This window comes from Alteromonas sp. M12, from assembly GCF_037478005.1.
Lineage (GTDB): Bacteria > Pseudomonadota > Gammaproteobacteria > Enterobacterales > Alteromonadaceae > Aliiglaciecola > Aliiglaciecola lipolytica_A.
The window spans coordinates 1,871,224-1,891,265 of record NZ_CP144164.1; the positions used below are offsets into that span (position 1 = coordinate 1,871,224).

The following is a 20,042-nucleotide window of genomic DNA, read 5'->3' on the forward strand; positions in this document are numbered from 1 at the left end:
TCCCTGTTTACGGGCAGTTAGCCTTATAATCAACAAAATCAACCGCTATCAGATATATCAATTTCATTTATTTGCAATTATAAAATCAATAAATTTGGATGATTGAGTGGGCTGGCCTAGTATCAGCGTTCTAATGAATTATTAATCTTTAAATTGAGGATTTTATGAGCACTGAACAATCTGCTGCTGTAGTAAGTCAAAATCAAGGTGAGATTGCCTTAGTTATGATGCAAAACCCGCCTGTTAATGCATTATCGAAGTCGGTACGTGTAGGACTAATTGATGAAATAAAAAGGGCCTTGGACGATTCAAGTATCAAAGCAATTGCCATTTCCTCTCAGTTAGGATTATTTTCTGGCGGGGCAGATATCAGTGAATTTTCCTCAGGAGACATGGAGCCGTTGTTACCGGTAGTACTGGATTTGATTGAGAATGCTAACAAGCCAATCATTGCAGTGTTAAATGGTCCAGCTTTTGGTGGTGGACTGGAAGTCGCTTTGGCCTGTCATTACAGAATTACTTTTGCAGATAATAAAATTGGCTTGCCAGAAGTTAACCTAGGAATTCTGCCTGGTGCAGGTGGTACTCAGCGTTTACCTCGTTTAGCCGGCGTGGCAAAAGCATTGGACATGATAGTTTCTGGTAAACCGGTTAAAGCATCCGCAGTGACTGGAGTTTTTGACTTAATTGTTGAGCAGCCAGCCAACTTACTAAACGAAAGTCTCGCATTTATCACTGCTCTGATTAAAGACGGTTGTTCAATTAAACGAGTGAAAGATATTGAAATCGACCCAGCGACTGCTCCGGCAGAGTTGTTTGCTCAATATCGTCAAGGTATTGCCAAACAAGCCCGCGGATTTTTCTCTCCAGAAAGATGTATTCAAGCCGTCGAGGCCGCCGTTAGTTTGCCTTTAGAAAAAGGCCTCGAAAAAGAAGGCGAATTGTTTATGGAGTGCATGAAATCTCCACAAGCAAGAGCTCAACAGCATTTTTTCTTTGCGGAAAGAGCTGCAGGACACGTTTCTGATTTCGACAAAAACACCCCAGTTCGAGAAATTAAAAAGGTCGGTATTATTGGTGCTGGCACCATGGGTGGCGGGATCGCAATGAATTTTGCCAATGCTGGTATCCCTGTGGTTATGCTTGAACTTAAGCAAGAGGCTCTTGATAAAGGGCTAGGCGTTATTCGTCGTAACTACGAAAACTCTGCGAAAAAAGGCAAGCTCAGTCAACAAGACGTTGAAGCTCGTATGGCCTTGCTACAAGGCACCACTGAATATGCTGGTCTAGCGGATGTTGATCTAGTAATCGAAGCTGTATTTGAAAAGATGGACGTGAAAAAGCAAGTTTTCACTCAACTTGATGCCGTGTGTAAACCAGGTGCTATTTTGGCATCCAATACCTCTACTTTGGATGTGAATGAAATAGCCGCTTGTACATCGAGACCTGAAGACGTGATTGGTTTGCACTTTTTCAGTCCGGCAAACGTGATGAAACTGCTAGAAGTGGTTAAGGGTGAAAAAACCTCGGCTGATGTAATCAAAACGAGTATGCAATTAGCTAAGAAAATTCGCAAAGTTGCGGTATTGGTTGGCGTTTGTTTTGGTTTTGTCGGCAACCGCATGATTGAACCTTACGGACGTGAATCTAACCGAATGATGTTAGAGGGCGCTTCCCCAGAGCATGTAGATAAAGTCATTTATGATTTTGGATTGCCTATGGGGCCATTCACTATGGGCGACATGGCAGGTCTAGACATAGGTTATTTTGTTCGTCAATCTCGACAAGAACATATTGCTCATGATCCTAGTTATGCCGTAGTAGCCGATCGTTTGGTTGAAGACGGTCGTGTAGGGTTAAAAGTGGGTAAAGGTGTTTATCTTTATGAGCAGGGTAACAGAAAGCCCATTTTGGATCCCGACGTAGCAGAAATTGCTAAACAAGAAGCTGAGCGTTTAGGCGTGGAGCAACGTCAGCATAGTGATCAAGAAATACTTGAGAGATGTATTTTCACATTAATTAACGAAGGTGCACATATTTTGGAAGAGGGCATTGCTGCCAAATCCAGTGATATCGACGTTATTTATGTATATGGATACGGATTCCCTGTCCATCGTGGTGGCCCAATGCAATACGCTGATGAAATTGGTTTAGATAAAGTGTATGCCGCGATGTGTAAATATCGTGATGAGTTGGGTGAATACGGGAAAGCGTGGTTTGAACCAGCGCCTTTGCTGAAAAAATTGGCTGAACAAGGCAAGCGATTTTCTGACTTCCGTAAGTAAAGAACTATAAACATTGTAAAGAATTTAAGGATTGATTATGAAAGAAGCAGTTATTGTTTCAACAGCACGTACACCAATTGGCAGAGCTTATCGCGGTGCCTTTAATAATCTAGAAGCGCCGAGTTTGGCTGGTCACGCAATTAGCGCAGCGGTTAAAAAAGCGGGTATTGATCCAGCAAGTGTCGATGACGTTATTTTAGGTAGTGCCCTTACTCAGGGTTCTGGTGGAATGAATATTGGTCGTTTAGGTGCCCTTGCTGGTGGCTTACCCGTTACTGTTGGTGGCATGACGTTAGATCGCCAATGTAGTTCAGGTATGTACGCTATTGCAACTGCGGCAAAACACATTATCACCGATAATGTGCCCGTTATGGTTGCCGGTGGATTGGACTCAATCAGTTTAGTTCAGAACGACAAAATGAATATGTATCGTGCGGTAGACAAAGCCTTAGTTGCCAAACACAAAGATATCTATATGCCAATGTTACAAACCGCAGAAGTGGTTGCTAATCGTTATGGTATTGGCCGTGATGAACAAGATGAATATGCCTATCAAAGTCAAATGCGCACTGCAGCGGCACAACAAGCCGGTAAGTTTGATGATGAAATAGTGCCAGTTACAGCAACAAAAGTTGTCGTCAACAAAGAAACAAAAGAGCAGAGCCTAGAAGAGGTGACTCTGACTAAGGATGAGGGAAACCGAGCTGAGACTACCCTAGAGGGACTAAATAGCCTTAAACCGGTCATTGAAGGTGGTTGTATTACTGCGGGTAATGCTAGCCAACTATCTGACGGTGCATCAGCCAGCGTTATGATGGACAGTAAATTAGCTGAGCAATTAAACCTTACCCCCCTTGGCGCGTATAGAGGAATTGCTGTGGCTGGTTGTGAACCAGATGAAATGGGTATTGGTCCCGTTTTCGCTATCCCCAAACTGCTGAAGCAACATGGTTTGAAAATAGAAGATATTGGCCTTTGGGAATTGAATGAAGCATTTGCCGTGCAAGTGCTTTATTGCCAGAAAACCCTTGGCATTCCTGCTGAATTACTGAATGTAAATGGCGGCGCTGTGTCGATTGGTCACCCTTACGGAATGAGTGGCGCACGTATGGTTGGACATGCGTTGATTGAAGGTAAGCGTAGAGGTGCGAAATACGTAGTTTGCACCATGTGTATAGGCGGCGGAATGGGCGCGGCCGGCTTATTTGAAGTGTATTAAAGAATAATAAAGGTAGTAAAAAATATGCAAAATTATAAATCTCCGGTACGTGATACCTTGTTCGTTATGAACGAACTGCTTGGTTTCGAAAAGCATTATGAAAAATTAGGTTTTGAAGATGCAAACCCTGAAATGGTCGAAGCTATTACCGCCGAAGCGGCAAAGTTTACAGAAAATGTTTTAGCACCAATTAATGCAATTGGTGATGAAGTTGGGTGTAAGTGGGAAGACGGTAATGTCACAACCCCTCCTGGTTTCAAAGAAGCATACAAAACCTATTGCGAGGGTGGTTGGCCTTCGATGACCCACCCAGTGGAATACGGTGGTCAAGCATTACCGTACTCATTGGCCTCAGCTATTGCTGAGTGGACATCTGGTGCAAACCATTCGTGGGCTATGTATCCTGGCTTGAGTCAGGGGTGTATCGCTACAATTACTAGTCACGGTACCGACGAACAGAAACAAACTTTCTTGCCACCTCTTATTGAAGGTCGTTGGACAGGGACTATGTGTTTGACTGAGTCCCATTGTGGTTCAGATTTGGGGATGTTGAAAACCAAAGCTGTACCAAATGATGATGGTACTTATAGCCTGACTGGAACTAAAATATTTATTTCTGCCGGTGAGCATGATTTTTCTGAAAACATTGTGCATATCGTTCTAGCCCGTTTACCAGATGCGCCTGCAGGAACGAAAGGTATTTCTCTTTTCGTTGTGCCTAAGTTCAACGTAAATGAGCAAAGTGAAGTTCTTGACCGCAATAACGTTGCATGTGGTTCTATTGAACACAAAATGGGGATCAAAGCCAGTGCCACTTGTGTTATCAACTTTGATAACGCTAAGGGATATCTAATTGGTCCTCCAAACCGCGGTTTGAACTGCATGTTCACCTTTATGAACACCGCTAGAATCGGTACTGGTTTGGAAGGTCTAGCTGGCACCGAAGCTGCGTTCCAAGGTGCATTAGCCTACGCCAAAGATAGATTGCAGTTCCGTTCTACAAAAGGTCCAGTTAATCCAGAAGGTCCTGCAGATCCAATTATCGTTCATCCAGATGTTCGTCGTATGTTGTTGACCCAAAAAGCCTTTGCTGAGGGCAATCGCGCTCTGGCAATTTACTGTATGCAAATGGTGGATATCACTCTATACAGTGAAAATGAAGAAGAAAAACAAGTAGCTGAAGCTAAGCTTGCTTTATTAACACCGATTGTTAAGGCTTTCTTAACGGAAACCGCTCAAGAGACAACCAGTTATGGTATGCAAGTATATGGCGGACACGGATTCATCAAAGAGTGGGGAATGGAGCAACTAGCCCGTGATACTCGAATCTGTACTATGTATGAAGGAACGACCGGTATTCAAGCTATCGATTTGTTGGGGCGTAAAATTCTTGGTTCCAATGGCGAATTGCTGAAAACCTTTATTAAGGAAGTTCAAGAATATTGCTTGAGTGTAAGAGATAAATCACAATTTAATGCTTGGTCTAATGCAATTGAATCACACATTGATGAGTGGTCTCAAATGACTCAGGAAATAGCCAAACGTGCAGCCGGAAATCCTGATGAAGTGGGCGCAGCGTCTGTGGACTACTTAATGTATTCTGGCTACATTATTGTTGGCTACCTATGGCTTAAAATGGCTGTCGTTGCCCAGCAAAAGTTAGATGAAGGAACTTCAGAAGTTGCGTTCTACGAAGCAAAACTGAAAACTGCTGGTTTCTACTTTGCTCGATTACTTTCACGCACGCGTTCTCATGCTTCGGCAATAGAAACCGGCTCTGAAAACTTAATGAGCATGCCAGTTGATTATTTCATGATTGACTAATAGTAAACTTGGTTAGACTACACAGGTTTATGTTTGATAAAAGCGGATGATATTTCATCCGCTTTTTTATTTACTCTGAACTAAGCAAAATTTTGGATACGTCTATGCAAAGTAAACTCGCCCAAATTGATGACTGCTACATTCATTATGTAGAAATGTGTGATTGTGACGCTCCCAAGGGAACTCTGATATTTTTACACGGTTTTCCAGAAAATTGGCGAACCTGGCGAAATCAAATAACCCACTTCTGTAAACACTACCGAGTGATTGCCCCTGATCTTCCGGGTTATAATCAATCATCTAAGCCAAACGATATAGAATTTTATCAAGTTACTAATTTAGTCGAAGTGTTGAGTAGGTTTGTAACTTTTGTTGCTGCAGGACAGCCTGTTTCACTTATTGCCCACGATTGGGGTGGGGCAATCGCCTGGCCACTTGTGGCTTTTCATGCAGATTTGTTTTCCAGTTTAGTGATTTTAAACGCAGCTCACCCGAGCACTTTTACCCGTGAAATGATAAGTAATCAAGTGCAACGAGAAAAAAGCGGCTACATACATCAACTTATTGCATCTGATGCGATTGAAAAAGTATCAGAAGATGATTTTCGCTTTTTAAAAGATATGTTCTTGGATGAAAATGGTAATTCTGCTTTGACCCCTGCAGAAATATTGGAATACCAACAAAGTTGGCAAATCTCTGGGGTTTTAGATGCAATGTTAAATTACTATCGAGTCATGCCTCAGTTAGCACCAGTTAATACTAATGGGCATGCTTCTGGGCCTGTTAAAGATACACAAAAGATGAAGATCCCTAATATAAGAATCAATGTACCAACATTAGTGCTGTGGGGGATTCGTGATTTAGCGTTTGTTCCTGAGATATTAAATGGTTTAGATGATTATGTGCCCAATCTAAAAGTGGTTAGGTTTGAGAATGCAAATCACTGGTTGCATCACCAATATCCTCAACAGGTAAATGAGCAAATTGAACGTTTTTTAGGTTAGTCAGCCTTGGGCTATAGACGCTATTACTAGTATGTAACGTTGTTTATCAATATTCATATTTTGTTTGATTAAACGAAAAACAGCCTCAAAAGAGGCTGTTTCCCGAGGACGTAGGCAGCGCCCTGCCTACTTACCATGTTGAACTGGTTCAGTTCTAAGTAAAGTCCTTAGATGCGATCTTTAATCACCGCTGAGATAGGAGAAGCATCTAAGCCATTCTCTGCTATCCATGCTTGCAATGTTTTTCCATCACTCTCTGGAGAGGTTAGGTCTGACTTTGGCATTTTTTTCACCATAAGCGTACCCGTTTCAATGGCGTCACTTAACATTGCTGTGCGGATTAGGCTGTTTCCGTCGCAGGATACACCTGTGTAATAGTCTTTTAATTTTAATCTGTAGTCAGATTGTACTTTTTTCATCTTCTTGCGAAGCTCACCTTTGTCATCAGTTTTCACGATGGTGCAAATATTTTGCAAAGCATCATTAATATCTGCTTGGGCTGTACCCGTAAGTAACAAAGAAGTGGCTGCGATGGCGATAGAAGTTTTAACAATTTTCAACATGGTTAAATTCCTCAGTAGTTAAAATTTTTGGTTCACGTTTTGACGGGATTAATTAAAAACGATTTCACGGCACATTAAAATCTGCGCCTTGATACTTAGGTATTTGAAGCTATACCATAAAGTAGGTGAGATTGCCTAAAATACTGATATATATGATTAATATTTAATTTTAAAAGTCTGTGAAAACGCATTTTTACTTTTTTGAGGTGTGTATATCTAGCGAAAATTATTTCGATCTTCAGACGGCAATAACTTGAGTTTTGGATTAAAAATTTGAGCTTAATAAATCCGTTACTAATAACGAAAAACAGCCTCAAATGAGGCTGTTTTCCGAGGATGTAGACAGCGCACGTCTACTTACCATGTTGAACTGGTTTAGTTCTTTATAAAAAGTCTTTAGATGCGATCTTTGATCACGGCAGAAATAGGTGAGGCATCTAAGCCATTTTCTGCTATCCAAGCTTGTAATGTTTTACCGTCCTTTTCAGGAGTAGTTAAATCAGATTTTGGCATTTTTTTAACCATTAATGTGCCCGTTTCAACAGCATCACTTAACATGGCTGTGCGTATTAGACTGTTCCCGCCACAGGACACACCGGCGTAATAATCTTTTAATTTTAGTCTGTAATCTGACTGCACTTTTTTCATCTTCTTACGAAGCTCACCCTTATCATCGGTTTTTACAATAGTGCAAATGTTCTGCAAAGCATCGTTAATATCTGCTTGGGCGGTTCCCGTTAATATTAAAGACGTGGCTGCGATGGCGATAGAAGTTTTAACAATTTTCAACATGGCTAAATTCCTCAGTAAATAAAATTAATTGTTGTGTCTGCGTTTGACGGGGTTGATTAAACGCGGGTTTTACACCAGTTAAAATCTAACTGTTGATACTAAGGTATAGAGCCTTATACATTGCCAATGATAAGGGATGTCACGAGAATATGCGGGGAAATCCCAAATTTAACAATCCAACTCCCGTAGTTTTTAGGGAGTTGGAATCTAGTCAAGTGTGTATTAGTGGTGGTTAAATTGGCGGGCCACTTCTAAAATCTGTTCCCGCATCCAAATGTGCGCATGGTCATGATCTGCGCTTACGTGCCAATACAGATAGTGTTCTACCAATGGAACTTCAAAGGGCATTTCATAAAATGACAGGTCATAGTGTTTTGCGAGGTGATAGGGAATACACGCAATCAAATCTGTTTTTACTATGATACTGGGAATAGTCAAAAAATGTTGGCCACGCAATACTATTTTGCGTCGTTTACCAATTTTGTCTAATGCTAATTCAATTGGGCCGGGATCGCTGCGTCGATGGGATACATTGACTTGGCCGAGTCGCAAAAATGTTTCTAAATCAATACCATTACGCAAATCTGGGTGATTTTTCCGTGCCATCACCACAAATCTATCTTGGGCAAATTGATGTTTGCACAAGTGTGGATCAGTGAAGGTTGATGAGTCAGCAAAGAAATCTAAACTACCACTTGCCATCGCGGACACGACCGCATTTCGAGACAGTTCAAAATTCGTTATTGCTATTTTAGGGGCTCTGGTTTGCAAATTGGCAAGTAGCCTGGGCATTAAACTCGCTTCAAAAAGATCTCGGGTGGCAAAGTGAAAGGTTTTTTCAGCTGTTTCAGGATTAAAAGTATGGCTGTCTTGCACACTTTTTCTTAACAATGAGAGTGCATCCCTAGCAGGTCCAATAATATTTTGAGCGACTGGAGTAGGGGTCATACTATGACCCGTACGCACGAACAATGGGTCATTCAACATATCCCGCAATCGAGCAAGGGAGTTACTAACGGCTGGTTGGGTAATACATAAAACATCTGCTGCTTTGGTAAGACTGCCAGCGGTATAAATCGCATCAAAAACAGCAAACAAATTCAAGTCAATTCGATTTAAATTCATATGGATCCTATATTTAAATTTCACATAACCAAGATGGATAATTTATTAAAAATCATGATAGAACATTATACATAACATTCATTTCATTAATAGTGGTTAGGTTGGTAAGATTTAAAATATTTGTTAATTAATGTAAATAAATGAAGGTGATACATGTCAAAAGCTTTAATAGATTTAGTAGAAGGCGATAATTTAGGCGAGACTAATTGGATTACTATTGATCAAGAAACAATTAATAAATTTGCCGATTCAACAAATGATCATCAATGGATACATGTGGATAAAACCCGGTGTGAAAAAGAGAGTCCGTTTGGGGTGCCTATTGCCCACGGATTATTGTCAACGGCGTTAATGCCAAATGCATTTTATCAATTAATTGAATTGAACTCTGCAACGCAAACTTTGCTGAATTATGGTATCGATACGCTACGTTTTTTAGAGCCAGTCAGAGTGAATGATCGGATTCGGTATCACGTCTCATTGGAATCTAAGACGGTTAAACCCACAGGCGTTCTATATAGGTTTAACACCCAAGTAGAAATTGAAAACAGAGAAAAACCGGCCATGATTGGAAAGTTTCTGATGCTTCTAGTTCAGTAGTATCTGGTCTACCTGTCTATCGACTGGTAGGGCCATATATTTAGCAAATGTTAACATATAAGTAACAGTAAATTTACATGGAGCGATTATCCCCCTACTATTTGTGGGAGGCTGCGGGAAATCGCTAGCCCAAAACAAAAATTAAAAACTATCAAGTGAGAGTGTTGGTTTTATCACATTGCTATTAGATGTTGCTTAGACCGCTGCTGCTCACATTGATTTAGGGGACACTCAATGAAAATCAAGACTCGTATTAGCGCGATAGCGGCAATAGTCTCTACGCAATTTTTAGCGATGCCTCAAGTGGCTGTTGCACAGGAGCAACAAGCTAATGAAGAAGTAGAACTAATAATGGTCACCGGAAGCTTTGTAAGACGTTCCGAAAATTTTGAATCACCATCACCTTTAGCGGTAATCGATAGCGTAGCAATAGACGCCATCGGTGCTAAAAATATCGCAGATATTACGCAAACCCTCACCATTAACTCGGGCTCTGAAAATAATCCCGATGCTTTTACCCAAAATGCAACAGCAGGTACCTCTAATATCAATTTACGTGGTCTTGGGGTCGCTTCAACATTGGTACTGCTGAATAATCGTCGTCAGGTTGTAAATTCTCAACCAACTAATGAAGGGTTGAACTTTGTTGATACCAGTTCATTGGTGCCGATGATAGCAATAAATCGAATGGAAGTAGTTAAGGACGGTGCCTCAGCGCTTTACGGATCTGATGCTGTAGCCGGTGTTGTTAACTTCATTACTAAACGCAATTATGAAGGCGCGATGATGAGCTTTGATTACCAAGATGGTGCTCATGGCGATAATAAAGAATACGTGATGCAAGGCTTGTGGGGAGCTAACGGTGATAAAGGGAATATCATGGCTGCGGTCAGTTATACCAATCGTTCCCCTTTATTTATTAGCGACCGTCGTCTTAGTCGTCCTCAAGATGATACCAGTGCTTTAGGTAACCCTGGTTCGTATTTTTTAACCATTCCAGGGGTAGGAACCTTACCTATTATTGACCCCTATGGTTGCGAAGAGTTTGGTGGCTACCCTGATTTACGTGCTCCTAGTGGAACTATTCCTGGGCTTGAAATTGGTTTATGTGGATTCGACTTTGGTCCTTATTATTCATATGTTGCAGATGAGTCTCGTACTAATATTTATGCACAAAGTACTTATCAGCTAACGGACGAAATTATGTGGACCACCGAATTTGGTTACGCAAGAAACCGTGCCGAGCGTGGTGGAGCGCCAAGCTTCCCTATATTAACTTCACCTATCGTACCTGCTGACCATCCGCAAAACCCATTCGGTGCGCCAGTTGCTTTCTTTGGACGTGCCGAAGGTAATGGTTTCGATGGAGATCCCGCGCAAACTGAATCAGATACCTTTAGATTTAATACTGCTTTGCAAGGTGAGTTAGAAAATGGTTTCTGGGAAGTGAGTTATACCCGCGCCGTCAATGACTTCCTATTTAAAGTACCTGATGTGTTAAATACAGAGTTTAACTTAGCGTTAAATGGGTTAGGCGGAAGTCAGTGTAATCCACTTACTGGAACGCCAGGGGAAGGGGACTGTGAATACTTTAATCCATTCGCTAATTCTTTCACTACAGCACCTAACTCTCAGTATGTGGTTGATTCATTTACCGGTGAAGAATCGATTGATTCAAAAGCTGATTTAGAAGTGTTTGAAGGCTTTGCTTCATTCGAAGCATTTGATTTAGAAGGTGGTGCAGCTGGAGTTGCGCTAGGAATGCAATATAGAGAAGAAAAACTATCTCAAGATTATGATTCTTTGGCTAACCAAGACAGTTTTACGTTTGTAATTGGTAACCCTGACTTTGAAGGCTCTTTAGATGTGTGGGCTGTGTTTGGCGAATTAGCTTTACCCGTTAGCGAAAATCTTGATATTCAAATAGCCTTGCGTTACGAAGATTACGGCGGTTCTATAGGTGATACTTTAGATCCAAAACTAGCTTTTTCTTATCGGGCTAGTGAGACCTTGTCGTTACGCGCATCTGTATCAACATCGTTCAGAGCGCCAACTGTATTTTTAAGAAATGGTGGTGCGACGTCTTTACAACAGTTGATCGACCCGGTGCAAGAAGCACAGGCATTCGCAGCTGTCCGTACTTCGGGTAATGAAGATCTCACGCCTGAAGAATCGACTGCTTATAACTTAGGTGTTTCTTTTGAACCTATTGATGACTTATCAATCGAGGTAGATTATTGGAGTTTCGAGTTTGATAATCTAATTATTCAAGAGAACGCTCAGGCGGTACTAAATGCTGAGCCTACGAATCCTGACCGCGTTGTTCGCGCCGGAGACCCTTTAACTGGTCCTGTTTTACAAGTTAATAATACTTATGTTAACGCTAGCTCGTTAAAGACCTCTGGATTAGATTTTGTCAGTAGCTACAAGATAGAAACAGAAAACGCGGGTACCTTTACGCCTTCAATTAATGCAACCTTTATTACCAAGTATGACTTGAATGATCCCCAGGCTGGTGAAATTGATGGTGCAGGCAGACGTAACTTTAATAATATTGGCGTATCTTCACCTGAATTACGTATGAATCTAGGATTACATTGGAATACAGGCGTTCACGCAGCTAACGTATTTGTTCGTTACATCAGCGGCTATGATGATGATCAAAACTGTAGCGATGGCACCTTAGCAACTGGCGGTGTATGTGCGACTAATAGTTTTTACGAAGTAGACAGTCACGTAACGGTTGATGCTCAATACAATCTTGATTTGGGAACAATGTTAGAGTCTGACATGAGTTATGTACTATCTATTGGTGGTATTAACTTGATGGACGAAGAGCCTCCTCAATTGTTCACAAACAGTGGTTTTGACTCCAAAGTACATGATCCACGTGGTCGACAAATTTACGCTAGATTAGCAATCGAGTTCTAAGCTTAAATATGTTTATTTAAAATCCCCGACCTAGTTCGGGGATTTTTTGTAAATAACCCCTTCCAAAAAATCTCGATACTTTTTTCACTAAACCCTTTTAATCTTTGCGGTTTTTTTCAACACTGGTAGCTCGTTTTTAATAAGGACACTTGGTCATGGCTGAAAAATATACACAACAACAAATCATAGATGCACTTTTAGATATCAATGAAGGTAAAAGTGAAGAACAAAAGTGGCAAGTAAATGGTACTAAACTAATCAAGACTTTTAAGTTTAAAAGTTTTATTCGTGCGTTTGGTTGGATGTCTCAAGTTGCGATTTGGGCTGAAAAATTAAATCATCACCCTGAATGGTTCAATGTCTATAACAAGGTAGATGTTGAATTAACCACCCATGATGTGGGTGGGATCAGTGAATTAGATTTTAAACTTGCAGAAAAAATGGATTTATTTAATTAATTTTTATCAGCAATAGTGGTCAAATCGTACGTAAATCAAGCCTTTTGTGTTATTTTTGACCGAACGGTCTGAAATATTAAAGTTTTATTGCATTTTTTGCATATCTTGCTTGCACAGCGTAAATGGCTATGTATAATACGCACCACTTGAGAGGGAAGAGAAACAAAACAACTACCCAATCAAACCAGTTTCAAGCGCGGGATGGAGCAGTCTGGTAGCTCGTCGGGCTCATAACCCGAAGGTCGTAGGTTCAAATCCTGCTCCCGCAACCACATTCAAGGCCTCGATTATTCGAGGCCTTTTTTGTTTGTGTTATTTGAATATCAAAATATATGCCTGCCACTAATTCGTTTTAAACAAATAACTTCAAACCAACACCACTGGTACTTCAATTTAAGCGTTGTGATTTAATCCACTTTCCTAACTTGCAGCAATGTTGTGCCCATTAACTTACGACTTTATCCAGCAGGTGTGGTACACAGCTTAGTTGACAGATTGGGCAGCCCCAGCACCTTGTTAAAAGGCAGAACCAGTTCACCGGTCGTTCTGCGCTATCGCGCCCATGGAATATTTGGAAAACCCATCGATGCCGGAACCGGCTCTATCTTGGATTCTTTAAGCTCATGGGACGGCCAATATCGCGGATATACCGGACACGAACAGTTAGTCGAACAGCAGCTTATTCATATGAACGGTCGAGTGTACGATTATAACCTCGGCCGCTTTATGTCGGTAGACCCCTTCATCCAGATGCCGGAAAGCAGCCAGAGTATCAATCCCTATTCGTATATTATGAATAATCCGATGGCAGGGACAGATCCTACGGGGTATATCGGGGAAAGTGCAAACGCGACTACCGAGCAATATACCCAAACTGATACTCAGAAGGCTGAAGATATATCAGATAAAATATTTGAGAAACTAGAAGTAGATTCTAATGGAAATGTATTTATCACTGCCGAAGGAGTTGAATATAAGGTCAAAAGTATTGTCAAAGCTGGCGTCACTGCTGGTGCTGAAAATGGCACAGGTAGAGGATTAAATTCTGATTCTGGAACAGGGGGAAATACTGATAAAATAGGTAAAACGAATAGCAACCGTCAATCAAGTGATGATTATATGAAAGTTAAGCCGAATAGATATGTGACTAATGCGGGGGGAGAGTTAGATCCAGCAGGCTCACAATTGTCTGAAGATTTTAACAATCAAGAGTCTGACCACCCACTTTTGGACAATGACGAATTTTATAAAGTATATAATTCAGCAAGACAAGTATTAAACAACACAGCTGACTTGATGAGGAAAGCGAACCCTTCAACAGAATATGGTATCGTTATTTATATGAACAATGATGGAACGTTTAGACATGGTAATGCAAACTATAACGTCCCGCAAGGCACTGATGGCGGGCTATCAAAGAACATTTCAGAATTTGTAGAACCTCCACTTCCTATAAAAGGTAATGGAGCAGCCATGATTTTAATATCGGCAGCTCCTAATGCAAGAAGAATTACTATTGAAGGTAATGCGTATAAATATAATCATCTATATAAAGTTACTAGCAATGTTCCTGTATTAGTATATGGGCGTAGAAAGGCATTTGGTGCTGCATATTTAGCCACAGGAAAAGACCCAATGAAAAAAATAGGGTGAAAACATGAAACAATATATAATTGCAATAACTCTATGTTTTATGAGTCTCCTTACGAATGCGAGTTGTAAAGAGAAAGTTAATTTTGTTGATGCATTCAACGTTTTTAAAGATGACCTTCAGAAGGTGAGTCAATTCGAATTGGCATATGAAGACTTTGACAGTAGATATGGAAGAGTTACTGTCAATAGTATTCTGTTTAATTTACTTTCAATAGAATATGAATTTGAAACTGGAGGAAAAGGAGTTTTTTTGTTGGCGGCCGATTTTAATAAAGAGACATTTCACTTTTCGCATATGATGGAAAACGCAGGGGTTCCATCGAAATTTATTGCAGGGAAATCATCTGAAGGCTATTGTGTTCAAACGTTTATTGATGGTGGGGCTGGGTTTAAGGTAAGTATGACTAATCCGATAGCAATAGAATATTTCACCTTGGATGAAGAAGTAGAAAACAAATTAGCAACTTATTTTCTAAGTGGAGATTGAGAAGTAATAGTGAATATAAAATATATGGACAGGCATCTTTTAAGGCTGTGGTGATAGTGGCCTATAATTTTTGTTGAAGATAATGCAGGGGTGTAAGTGGTCTTCAGTTATTGGTAAATACATCTGGAAATTATTTATTTGTGGCGATTTATCGCCATTTAAGTGAATTTAGCGCAAGGGCGATTGCCATTGGTTTAATAAACAGGTGGAGTGATAAATTATTGGTTTGCGGCGTTAGCCGATAGAACTCTTTTGCCGCCGTTTTCGCTTGTAGCGCTTTAAAGTGTCTGTTTGTCCAGCAGCCACACTAAAATTAGTTTCAAACGTTAGAAACATATCCTGCCACATGTGTTCATCCAATCCTAAGCGCTGCAATATGGGCGATTCACTCATATCAATTGCCCCTCGTTTGTTAGGAACAATGATGCGACCGGATAGGTCAACCAATTTCAGGTATTCGATTAAATCGAATGTTAATCCTTGCGGTTGTGGATGGCGTGGATTACCAACAAAGGGCATTAAAGTAGATGGCTGATACCCTTTTTTGAAATCGTGAATACGACGTTGAATACTGGTGTGATTAGAAGACTCTGGGGTTGTTGCCATTTTTGCTCGTATCGGGTTTAAATCCACGTAAACCATACAAGCTGCTAATGCATGCTCATCTAACAGTGCCTGTGATTTGAATCGTCCTTCCCAAAAGTGACCTGTACAGTTATCTTCTTGGTTGGCTTGTCTAGCAATAGGCTCATTTAATTCGCGCATGAACCAGCTAATATCGGTTAATCTACTTCGATAGACTGCCAAGGTGGATTGCAGTGTGATGAGCTCAGCTTCGGTGAACACCGGAGCTTCTTTTGAGGTTAGCTTTTGTGAAAGCAAGGTGCCTTTGTGAAGCTTGTGCCAGCGCTGCGCAATTTCTTTACCCGACCAGTTTTTTACTTTGGCTGAATTCACATGTAACACCACATGGGTGTGATTGCTCATCACCGCATAGGCACAGACTTCGATGGCAAATACGGTTGTTAAAAACAACAACCTGTCTTCTACCCACTGACGGCGATGCTCATAGCTTTTCCCCGTTAGTTTATCTTCACCACACAAAAAGGCACGCCGAACACAGCGAGATACACAGTGATAATAAGGGGTATCTGCAAGGCAAATTTGTCGTTTCCTAGCCAGTGGCATCATTCACTCCTTGAATTTAGCATACTAAAGCATAGTTTATTTGGTTTTCCTGGTAGTCTAGTTTGTGGCTGTCCTATTTATTTATATTTATTTATAACCTTGGCCGCTTTATGTCGGTAGACCCCTTCATTCAAATGCCTGAAAGCAGCCAGAGTATTAACCCTTATTCGTATATTATGAATAATCCGATGGCGGGGACGGATCCGACTGGGTATATCGGGGAAAGTGCAAACGCGACTACCGAACAATATACCCAAACGGATATTCAGAAGGCTGAAGATATATCAGATAAAATATTTGAGAAACTAGAAGTAGATTCTAATGGAAATGTATTTATAACAGCCGAAGGAGTTGAATATAAGGTCAAAAGTATTGTCAAAGCTGGCGTAGCTAGTGGGGCAGAAAATGGCACAGTTAAAGGATTAAATTCTGATTCAGGTGAGGTAACTAAGAATATTGGGAAGCAAGAGCCTTCCAATTACAGGGATAGGTCTGGCAATAAAGTAAATGTAAGTGAGATGTCTGCCAGCAATGGTTCGGGCATTATTGGTTCTAAAAGTGAAGACTTAACTAAAGCACAAGAAATGTTTATGAAAGAATACAAATTATCGAAAAGCGACTTTGGAAGTTTGATCAATCTGGTTATTAACATAAGACAAATGGGGCAACTGATTGAGGATAAAGTTGCTTTTAATTCAGCGATCGAAGGAATGAATAAAGACCAACTTATTATGTTCGGGTATTTGATTGATGCTTCTGTTAAGAATTTTTATACTGGGTTAGACTCAAAAGCTAACCAACGGGCTCGGTGGCATATAGAACGTGTATATAGGTACAAAGTTATGAGTAAGCAAGCTATTTTTGCAGGTGAATCAGTTACAAACGCTATGCAACTTATTTATAGTGATCCAGCAATGCGAAGAATTAAAAATTCTTTACCATCAAAAGTTAATAGAGTGTTGGATCGTTACGATAACTTTGATCGTTTGTATGATACTTTGGAGACATTAAGTGAATAATATAAATAAGATTTTTATAGCTATAATCATCATTGTTAACATCTTTAGGCATTCACTTGCGACCGAAATAGAAAAGTATGTTCAGGTGGGAGTACCGATTGATGATCTGAGTTTAGAATTAACATTAATTGATATTTCGTACTCTAACTATCCAGCAGTTTCTCTACCTATATTTAAAGGAACACCTTCATCAATTAGTGCTGGAGCGAGCAAAATGATGATGTTTTTGTGGGAGAAAAACCAGCACTACATGTCTATTTATACTCTTGGAAAGGGAGAGGCTGAATTAATAGATAATGCGAAAAAACAAACCAAGTTTCCACCGTACACAATTCCCATTCTCAGTTTCGAAGATGACTCTTATGACCTGTTAGCCTCTTTTGATAAGGATGAGCCGATATTCTATATTCTGAACGAGGAACTGTCTTATATCGCTCTCGTTGGAACTGATAAAAGAAATTCGAGCAGTTATATTGAGGAAATCTTTTTTACCGGAATTATTGAAGAGAAAGTTCTAGCAGTGACGTATAGTTATGAGGCTGATAAGATTTTATGGGTAGTTAATAACCTGCCAAATTGATTGTGGAATATAAAAATGTAACACATGGACATAATACATGGACAGGCATATTTTAAGGTAGTGAAAATTGAGGTCTATAATTTTTACTCTAGGCTGATAAAAAATATTAATGCGTTCTTAATCTAGGTAAATACCTATGCATTCATGAGTTTCTAGCGGGGTAACCACATTGCTCCCGTAATTAAGCTGAATGGCAATTTAGCGCTTGTTAAGGTAAAGTTAACAGAAATACAGGAGGCTTTATGGCTATCACAGTTGCTAAAACTAGCAATGACCGCAAGACCAAGTTTACGCCTAATATGGATAACTTTAAGGTCAGTTTAAGCTATGAGGGTTTGTCACTGAATGTGAGGGTTTGTCACTGAATGAATTAAATGGACAGGCATCTTTTAAGGCTGTGGTGATAGTGGTTTATAATTTTTGTTGAAGATAACACAGGGGTGTTAGTAGTCTTCAGTTATTGGTTATGGATTACATGGACAGGCATCTTTTAAAATTGTGGTGATAATGGCCTATAATTTTTGTTGAAGATAATGAAAGGGTGTTAGTGGTCTTCCATTGTTGGTAAATACTTCTAGAATTCATTCATATGTGACGATTCATCGTCATTGAGGTGAATTTAGCGCAAGGGGGGCCTTGTCTATTGGTGTAATAAACAGGTGGAGTGATAAATTATTGGTTTGCGGCGTTAGCAGATAGAGCTCTTTTGCCGCCGCTTTCGCTTGTACCGTTTTAGGGTGCCTGATTGCCCAGCAGCCACGCTAAAGGTGGTTTCAAAGGTTAAAAACATATCTTGCCACATCTGTTCATCCGATCCTAAGCGCTGCAATATGGGGGAATCATTCATATCAATTGCCCCTCGCTTGTTAGGAACAATGATGCGACCGGATAAGTCAACCAATTTGAGATAGTCAATCAAATCGAACATTAACCCTGGCGGTTGTGGCTGTATTGGATTGCCAACAAAAGGCAGTAAAGTCGATGGTTGATAGCCTTTTTTAAAATCGTGAATACGGCGTCTTACACTGGTATGTTTGGAGGATTCGGGTGTGCTAGCCATTTTGGCGCGTATGGGGTTTAAATCCACATACACCATACAGGCCGTTAAGGCATGCTCATCTAAGAGTGCTTGTGATTTGAATCGTCCTTCCCAAAAGTGACCTGTACAGTTATCTTCTTGGTTGGCTTGTCTAGCAATAGGCTCATTTAATTCGCGCATGAACCAGCTAATATCGGTTAATCTACTTCGATAGACTGCCAAGGTGGATTGCAGTGTGATGAGCTCAGCTTCGGTGAACACCGGAGCTTCTTTTGAGGTTAGCTTTTGTGAAAGCAAGGTGCCTTTGTGAAGCTTGTGCCAGCGCTGCGCAATTTCTTTACCCGACCAGTTTTTTACTTTGGCTGAATTCACATGTAACACCACATGGGTGTGATTGCTCATCACCGCATAGGCACAGACTTCGATGGCAAATACGGTTGTTAAAAACAACAACCTGTCTTCTACCCACTGACGGCGATGCTCATAGCTTTTCCCCGTTAGTTTATCTTCACCACACAAAAAGGCACGCCGAACACAGCGAGATACACAGTGATAATAAGGGGTATCTGCAAGGCAAATTTGTCGTTTCCTAGCCAGTGGCATCATTCACTCCTTGAATTTAGCATACTAAAGCATAGTTTATTTGGTTTTCCTGGTAGTCTAGTTTGTGGCTGTCCTATTTATTATTGTTTCTATTTATTCGTTTCTCAGTACTAAAGTAATTATTTACCTTAAATTTGAAATCGGAGTTTTATCAATATGGAAAAACGAACCGCACTTATCTTGGAAATATCTTCACTAATAATAGCCGCCTGCGTTTTGATTACGACAGGCTTGTTTGGATACATTGAATTTAAGGACAAACGGAGGCTTGAAACTCCTGTAATTGTTGGGTTGCTGCAAAACGCACGAACCCTTGACAGTTCAGGCACAATATAGCTTACGCTTCAAAATATTGGATTAGGAACTGCTCTTATTGATAAATTAACAGTGTCTTATGATGGCGTTCTAAATTACAAGAGAATTTTTGATGACGGCAGGGCATCAATCGGAACGCTGGACAACACTTTAGTAATAGAAGATCACCATTTCCTTCTCAAGCCAGGCGAGAACTATTCATTTACATTAGAGGTTAACAAAGTGAACCAAGACGCGTTTAGTATAGAAGAGCTTTTATTTGGCGTCACGTATAACATCAGTTGCGAATCAGTATTTGAATCAGCTTGCGATTTTCGCGGAGATACGCCTTCACTCTAATGACATTAAATTAACTTG

The 20,042-nt window shown here is 40.4% G+C and carries 16 protein-coding genes and 1 tRNA gene; 12 read left to right on the forward strand and 5 right to left on the reverse strand.

Annotated elements, in window-relative coordinates:
* Positions 1 to 164: 164 nt before the first annotated feature.
* The 4 genes from VUI23_RS08045 to VUI23_RS08060 all read left to right on the forward strand — a co-directional run bounded on the left by VUI23_RS08045 (position 165) and on the right by VUI23_RS08060 (position 6,332).
* Positions 165 to 2,285, forward strand: a complete 2,121-nt coding sequence (locus tag VUI23_RS08045; RefSeq protein ID WP_216049527.1) for a 3-hydroxyacyl-CoA dehydrogenase NAD-binding domain-containing protein — start codon at positions 165 to 167, stop codon at positions 2,283 to 2,285.
* Positions 2,286 to 2,322: 37 nt separating this feature from the next.
* Positions 2,323 to 3,504, forward strand: coding sequence for an acetyl-CoA C-acyltransferase (locus VUI23_RS08050; RefSeq protein WP_216049528.1), 1,182 nt, complete (start codon positions 2,323 to 2,325; stop codon positions 3,502 to 3,504).
* 24 nt (positions 3,505 to 3,528) lie between these two features.
* Entirely contained in the window at positions 3,529 to 5,328 is a 1,800-nt protein-coding gene (locus tag VUI23_RS08055; protein ID WP_216049529.1) for an acyl-CoA dehydrogenase C-terminal domain-containing protein, read from the forward strand.
* A gap of 104 nt (positions 5,329 to 5,432) precedes the next feature.
* Positions 5,433 to 6,332 (forward strand): alpha/beta hydrolase, encoded by a 900-nt coding sequence (locus VUI23_RS08060; protein ID WP_303499676.1) that lies wholly within the window; start codon positions 5,433 to 5,435, stop codon positions 6,330 to 6,332.
* Positions 6,333 to 6,499: 167 nt separating this feature from the next.
* On the opposite strand, the gene VUI23_RS08065 is transcribed toward VUI23_RS08060, so the two are convergent.
* The 3 genes from VUI23_RS08065 to VUI23_RS08075 form a co-directional block, all read right to left on the reverse strand.
* Positions 6,500 to 6,895, reverse strand: a complete 396-nt coding sequence (locus VUI23_RS08065; protein WP_303499675.1) for a DUF3718 domain-containing protein — start codon at positions 6,893 to 6,895, stop codon at positions 6,500 to 6,502.
* 396 nt (positions 6,896 to 7,291) lie between these two features.
* Positions 7,292 to 7,687, reverse strand: a complete 396-nt coding sequence (locus tag VUI23_RS08070; protein ID WP_216049532.1) for a DUF3718 domain-containing protein — start codon at positions 7,685 to 7,687, stop codon at positions 7,292 to 7,294.
* Positions 7,688 to 7,909: 222 nt separating this feature from the next.
* On the reverse strand, positions 7,910 to 8,812 hold the full coding sequence (locus tag VUI23_RS08075) for a LysR family transcriptional regulator (protein ID WP_216049533.1): 903 nt from the start codon (positions 8,810 to 8,812) through the stop codon (positions 7,910 to 7,912).
* Between the two features lie 153 nt (positions 8,813 to 8,965).
* Here VUI23_RS08075 and VUI23_RS08080 point away from each other — a divergent pair, with 153 nt between their 5' ends.
* From VUI23_RS08080 to VUI23_RS08105, 6 genes are all read left to right on the forward strand, one after another.
* Positions 8,966 to 9,412, forward strand: a complete 447-nt coding sequence (locus VUI23_RS08080; RefSeq protein ID WP_342807710.1) for a MaoC family dehydratase — start codon at positions 8,966 to 8,968, stop codon at positions 9,410 to 9,412.
* Between the two features lie 234 nt (positions 9,413 to 9,646).
* Positions 9,647 to 12,343 carry a TonB-dependent receptor gene (locus VUI23_RS08085; RefSeq protein ID WP_342807712.1) on the forward strand — a complete coding sequence of 899 codons (2,697 nt, stop codon included), beginning with the start codon at positions 9,647 to 9,649 and terminating at the stop codon, positions 12,341 to 12,343.
* 155 nt (positions 12,344 to 12,498) lie between these two features.
* Positions 12,499 to 12,801, forward strand: coding sequence for a 4a-hydroxytetrahydrobiopterin dehydratase (locus VUI23_RS08090; protein WP_216049536.1), 303 nt, complete (start codon positions 12,499 to 12,501; stop codon positions 12,799 to 12,801).
* A 195-nt stretch (positions 12,802 to 12,996) separates the two neighbouring features.
* Positions 12,997 to 13,073, forward strand: a tRNA-Met gene (locus VUI23_RS08095).
* Positions 13,074 to 13,239: 166 nt separating this feature from the next.
* Positions 13,240 to 14,454: an RHS repeat-associated core domain-containing protein gene (locus VUI23_RS08100; protein ID WP_342807714.1), complete on the forward strand. Its 1,215-nt coding sequence runs from the start codon at positions 13,240 to 13,242 to the stop codon at positions 14,452 to 14,454.
* Positions 14,455 to 14,458: 4 nt separating this feature from the next.
* The gene (locus VUI23_RS08105) at positions 14,459 to 14,941 is read left to right on the forward strand and encodes a hypothetical protein (RefSeq protein WP_342807716.1); all 483 of its coding nucleotides are present in this window, start codon (positions 14,459 to 14,461) and stop codon (positions 14,939 to 14,941) included.
* 234 nt (positions 14,942 to 15,175) lie between these two features.
* Here VUI23_RS08105 and VUI23_RS08110 read toward each other — a convergent pair whose 3' ends face one another.
* Positions 15,176 to 16,129, reverse strand: a complete 954-nt coding sequence (locus tag VUI23_RS08110; protein WP_342808261.1) for a transposase — start codon at positions 16,127 to 16,129, stop codon at positions 15,176 to 15,178.
* 110 nt (positions 16,130 to 16,239) lie between these two features.
* Between VUI23_RS08110 and VUI23_RS08115 the strand changes: the two genes are divergently transcribed.
* A complete protein-coding gene (locus VUI23_RS08115; protein WP_342807718.1) occupies positions 16,240 to 17,148 on the forward strand; it encodes a hypothetical protein in 909 nt (302 codons plus the stop codon).
* The gene (locus VUI23_RS08120) at positions 17,141 to 17,728 is read left to right on the forward strand and encodes a hypothetical protein (protein ID WP_342807720.1); all 588 of its coding nucleotides are present in this window, start codon (positions 17,141 to 17,143) and stop codon (positions 17,726 to 17,728) included. Before VUI23_RS08115 ends, VUI23_RS08120 begins: the two co-directional genes overlap by 8 nt.
* 688 nt (positions 17,729 to 18,416) lie before the next feature.
* On the opposite strand, the gene VUI23_RS08125 is transcribed toward VUI23_RS08120, so the two are convergent.
* A complete protein-coding gene (locus tag VUI23_RS08125) occupies positions 18,417 to 19,370 on the reverse strand; it encodes a transposase (RefSeq protein ID WP_342808263.1) in 954 nt (317 codons plus the stop codon).
* Positions 19,371 to 20,042 lie beyond the last annotated feature (672 nt).

Bases quoted from the DNA above. Each gene is read 5' to 3' on its own strand.
- VUI23_RS08055 (WP_216049529.1), top strand. From the start codon at position 3,529: ATGCAAAATTATAAATCTCCGGTACGTGATACCTTGTTCGTTATGAAC.
- VUI23_RS08070 (WP_216049532.1), bottom strand. From the start codon at position 7,687: ATGTTGAAAATTGTTAAAACTTCTATCGCCATCGCAGCCACGTCTTTA.
- VUI23_RS08045 (WP_216049527.1), top strand. From the start codon at position 165: ATGAGCACTGAACAATCTGCTGCTGTAGTAAGTCAAAATCAAGGTGAG.
- VUI23_RS08050 (WP_216049528.1), top strand. From the start codon at position 2,323: ATGAAAGAAGCAGTTATTGTTTCAACAGCACGTACACCAATTGGCAGA.
- VUI23_RS08080 (WP_342807710.1), top strand. From the start codon at position 8,966: ATGTCAAAAGCTTTAATAGATTTAGTAGAAGGCGATAATTTAGGCGAG.
- VUI23_RS08115 (WP_342807718.1), top strand. From the start codon at position 16,240: ATGTCGGTAGACCCCTTCATTCAAATGCCTGAAAGCAGCCAGAGTATT.
- VUI23_RS08110 (WP_342808261.1), bottom strand. From the start codon at position 16,129: ATGCCACTGGCTAGGAAACGACAAATTTGCCTTGCAGATACCCCTTAT.
- VUI23_RS08065 (WP_303499675.1), bottom strand. From the start codon at position 6,895: ATGTTGAAAATTGTTAAAACTTCTATCGCCATCGCAGCCACTTCTTTG.
- VUI23_RS08125 (WP_342808263.1), bottom strand. From the start codon at position 19,370: ATGCCACTGGCTAGGAAACGACAAATTTGCCTTGCAGATACCCCTTAT.
- VUI23_RS08090 (WP_216049536.1), top strand. From the start codon at position 12,499: ATGGCTGAAAAATATACACAACAACAAATCATAGATGCACTTTTAGAT.
- VUI23_RS08075 (WP_216049533.1), bottom strand. From the start codon at position 8,812: ATGAATTTAAATCGAATTGACTTGAATTTGTTTGCTGTTTTTGATGCG.
- VUI23_RS08085 (WP_342807712.1), top strand. From the start codon at position 9,647: ATGAAAATCAAGACTCGTATTAGCGCGATAGCGGCAATAGTCTCTACG.
- VUI23_RS08105 (WP_342807716.1), top strand. From the start codon at position 14,459: ATGAAACAATATATAATTGCAATAACTCTATGTTTTATGAGTCTCCTT.
- VUI23_RS08060 (WP_303499676.1), top strand. From the start codon at position 5,433: ATGCAAAGTAAACTCGCCCAAATTGATGACTGCTACATTCATTATGTA.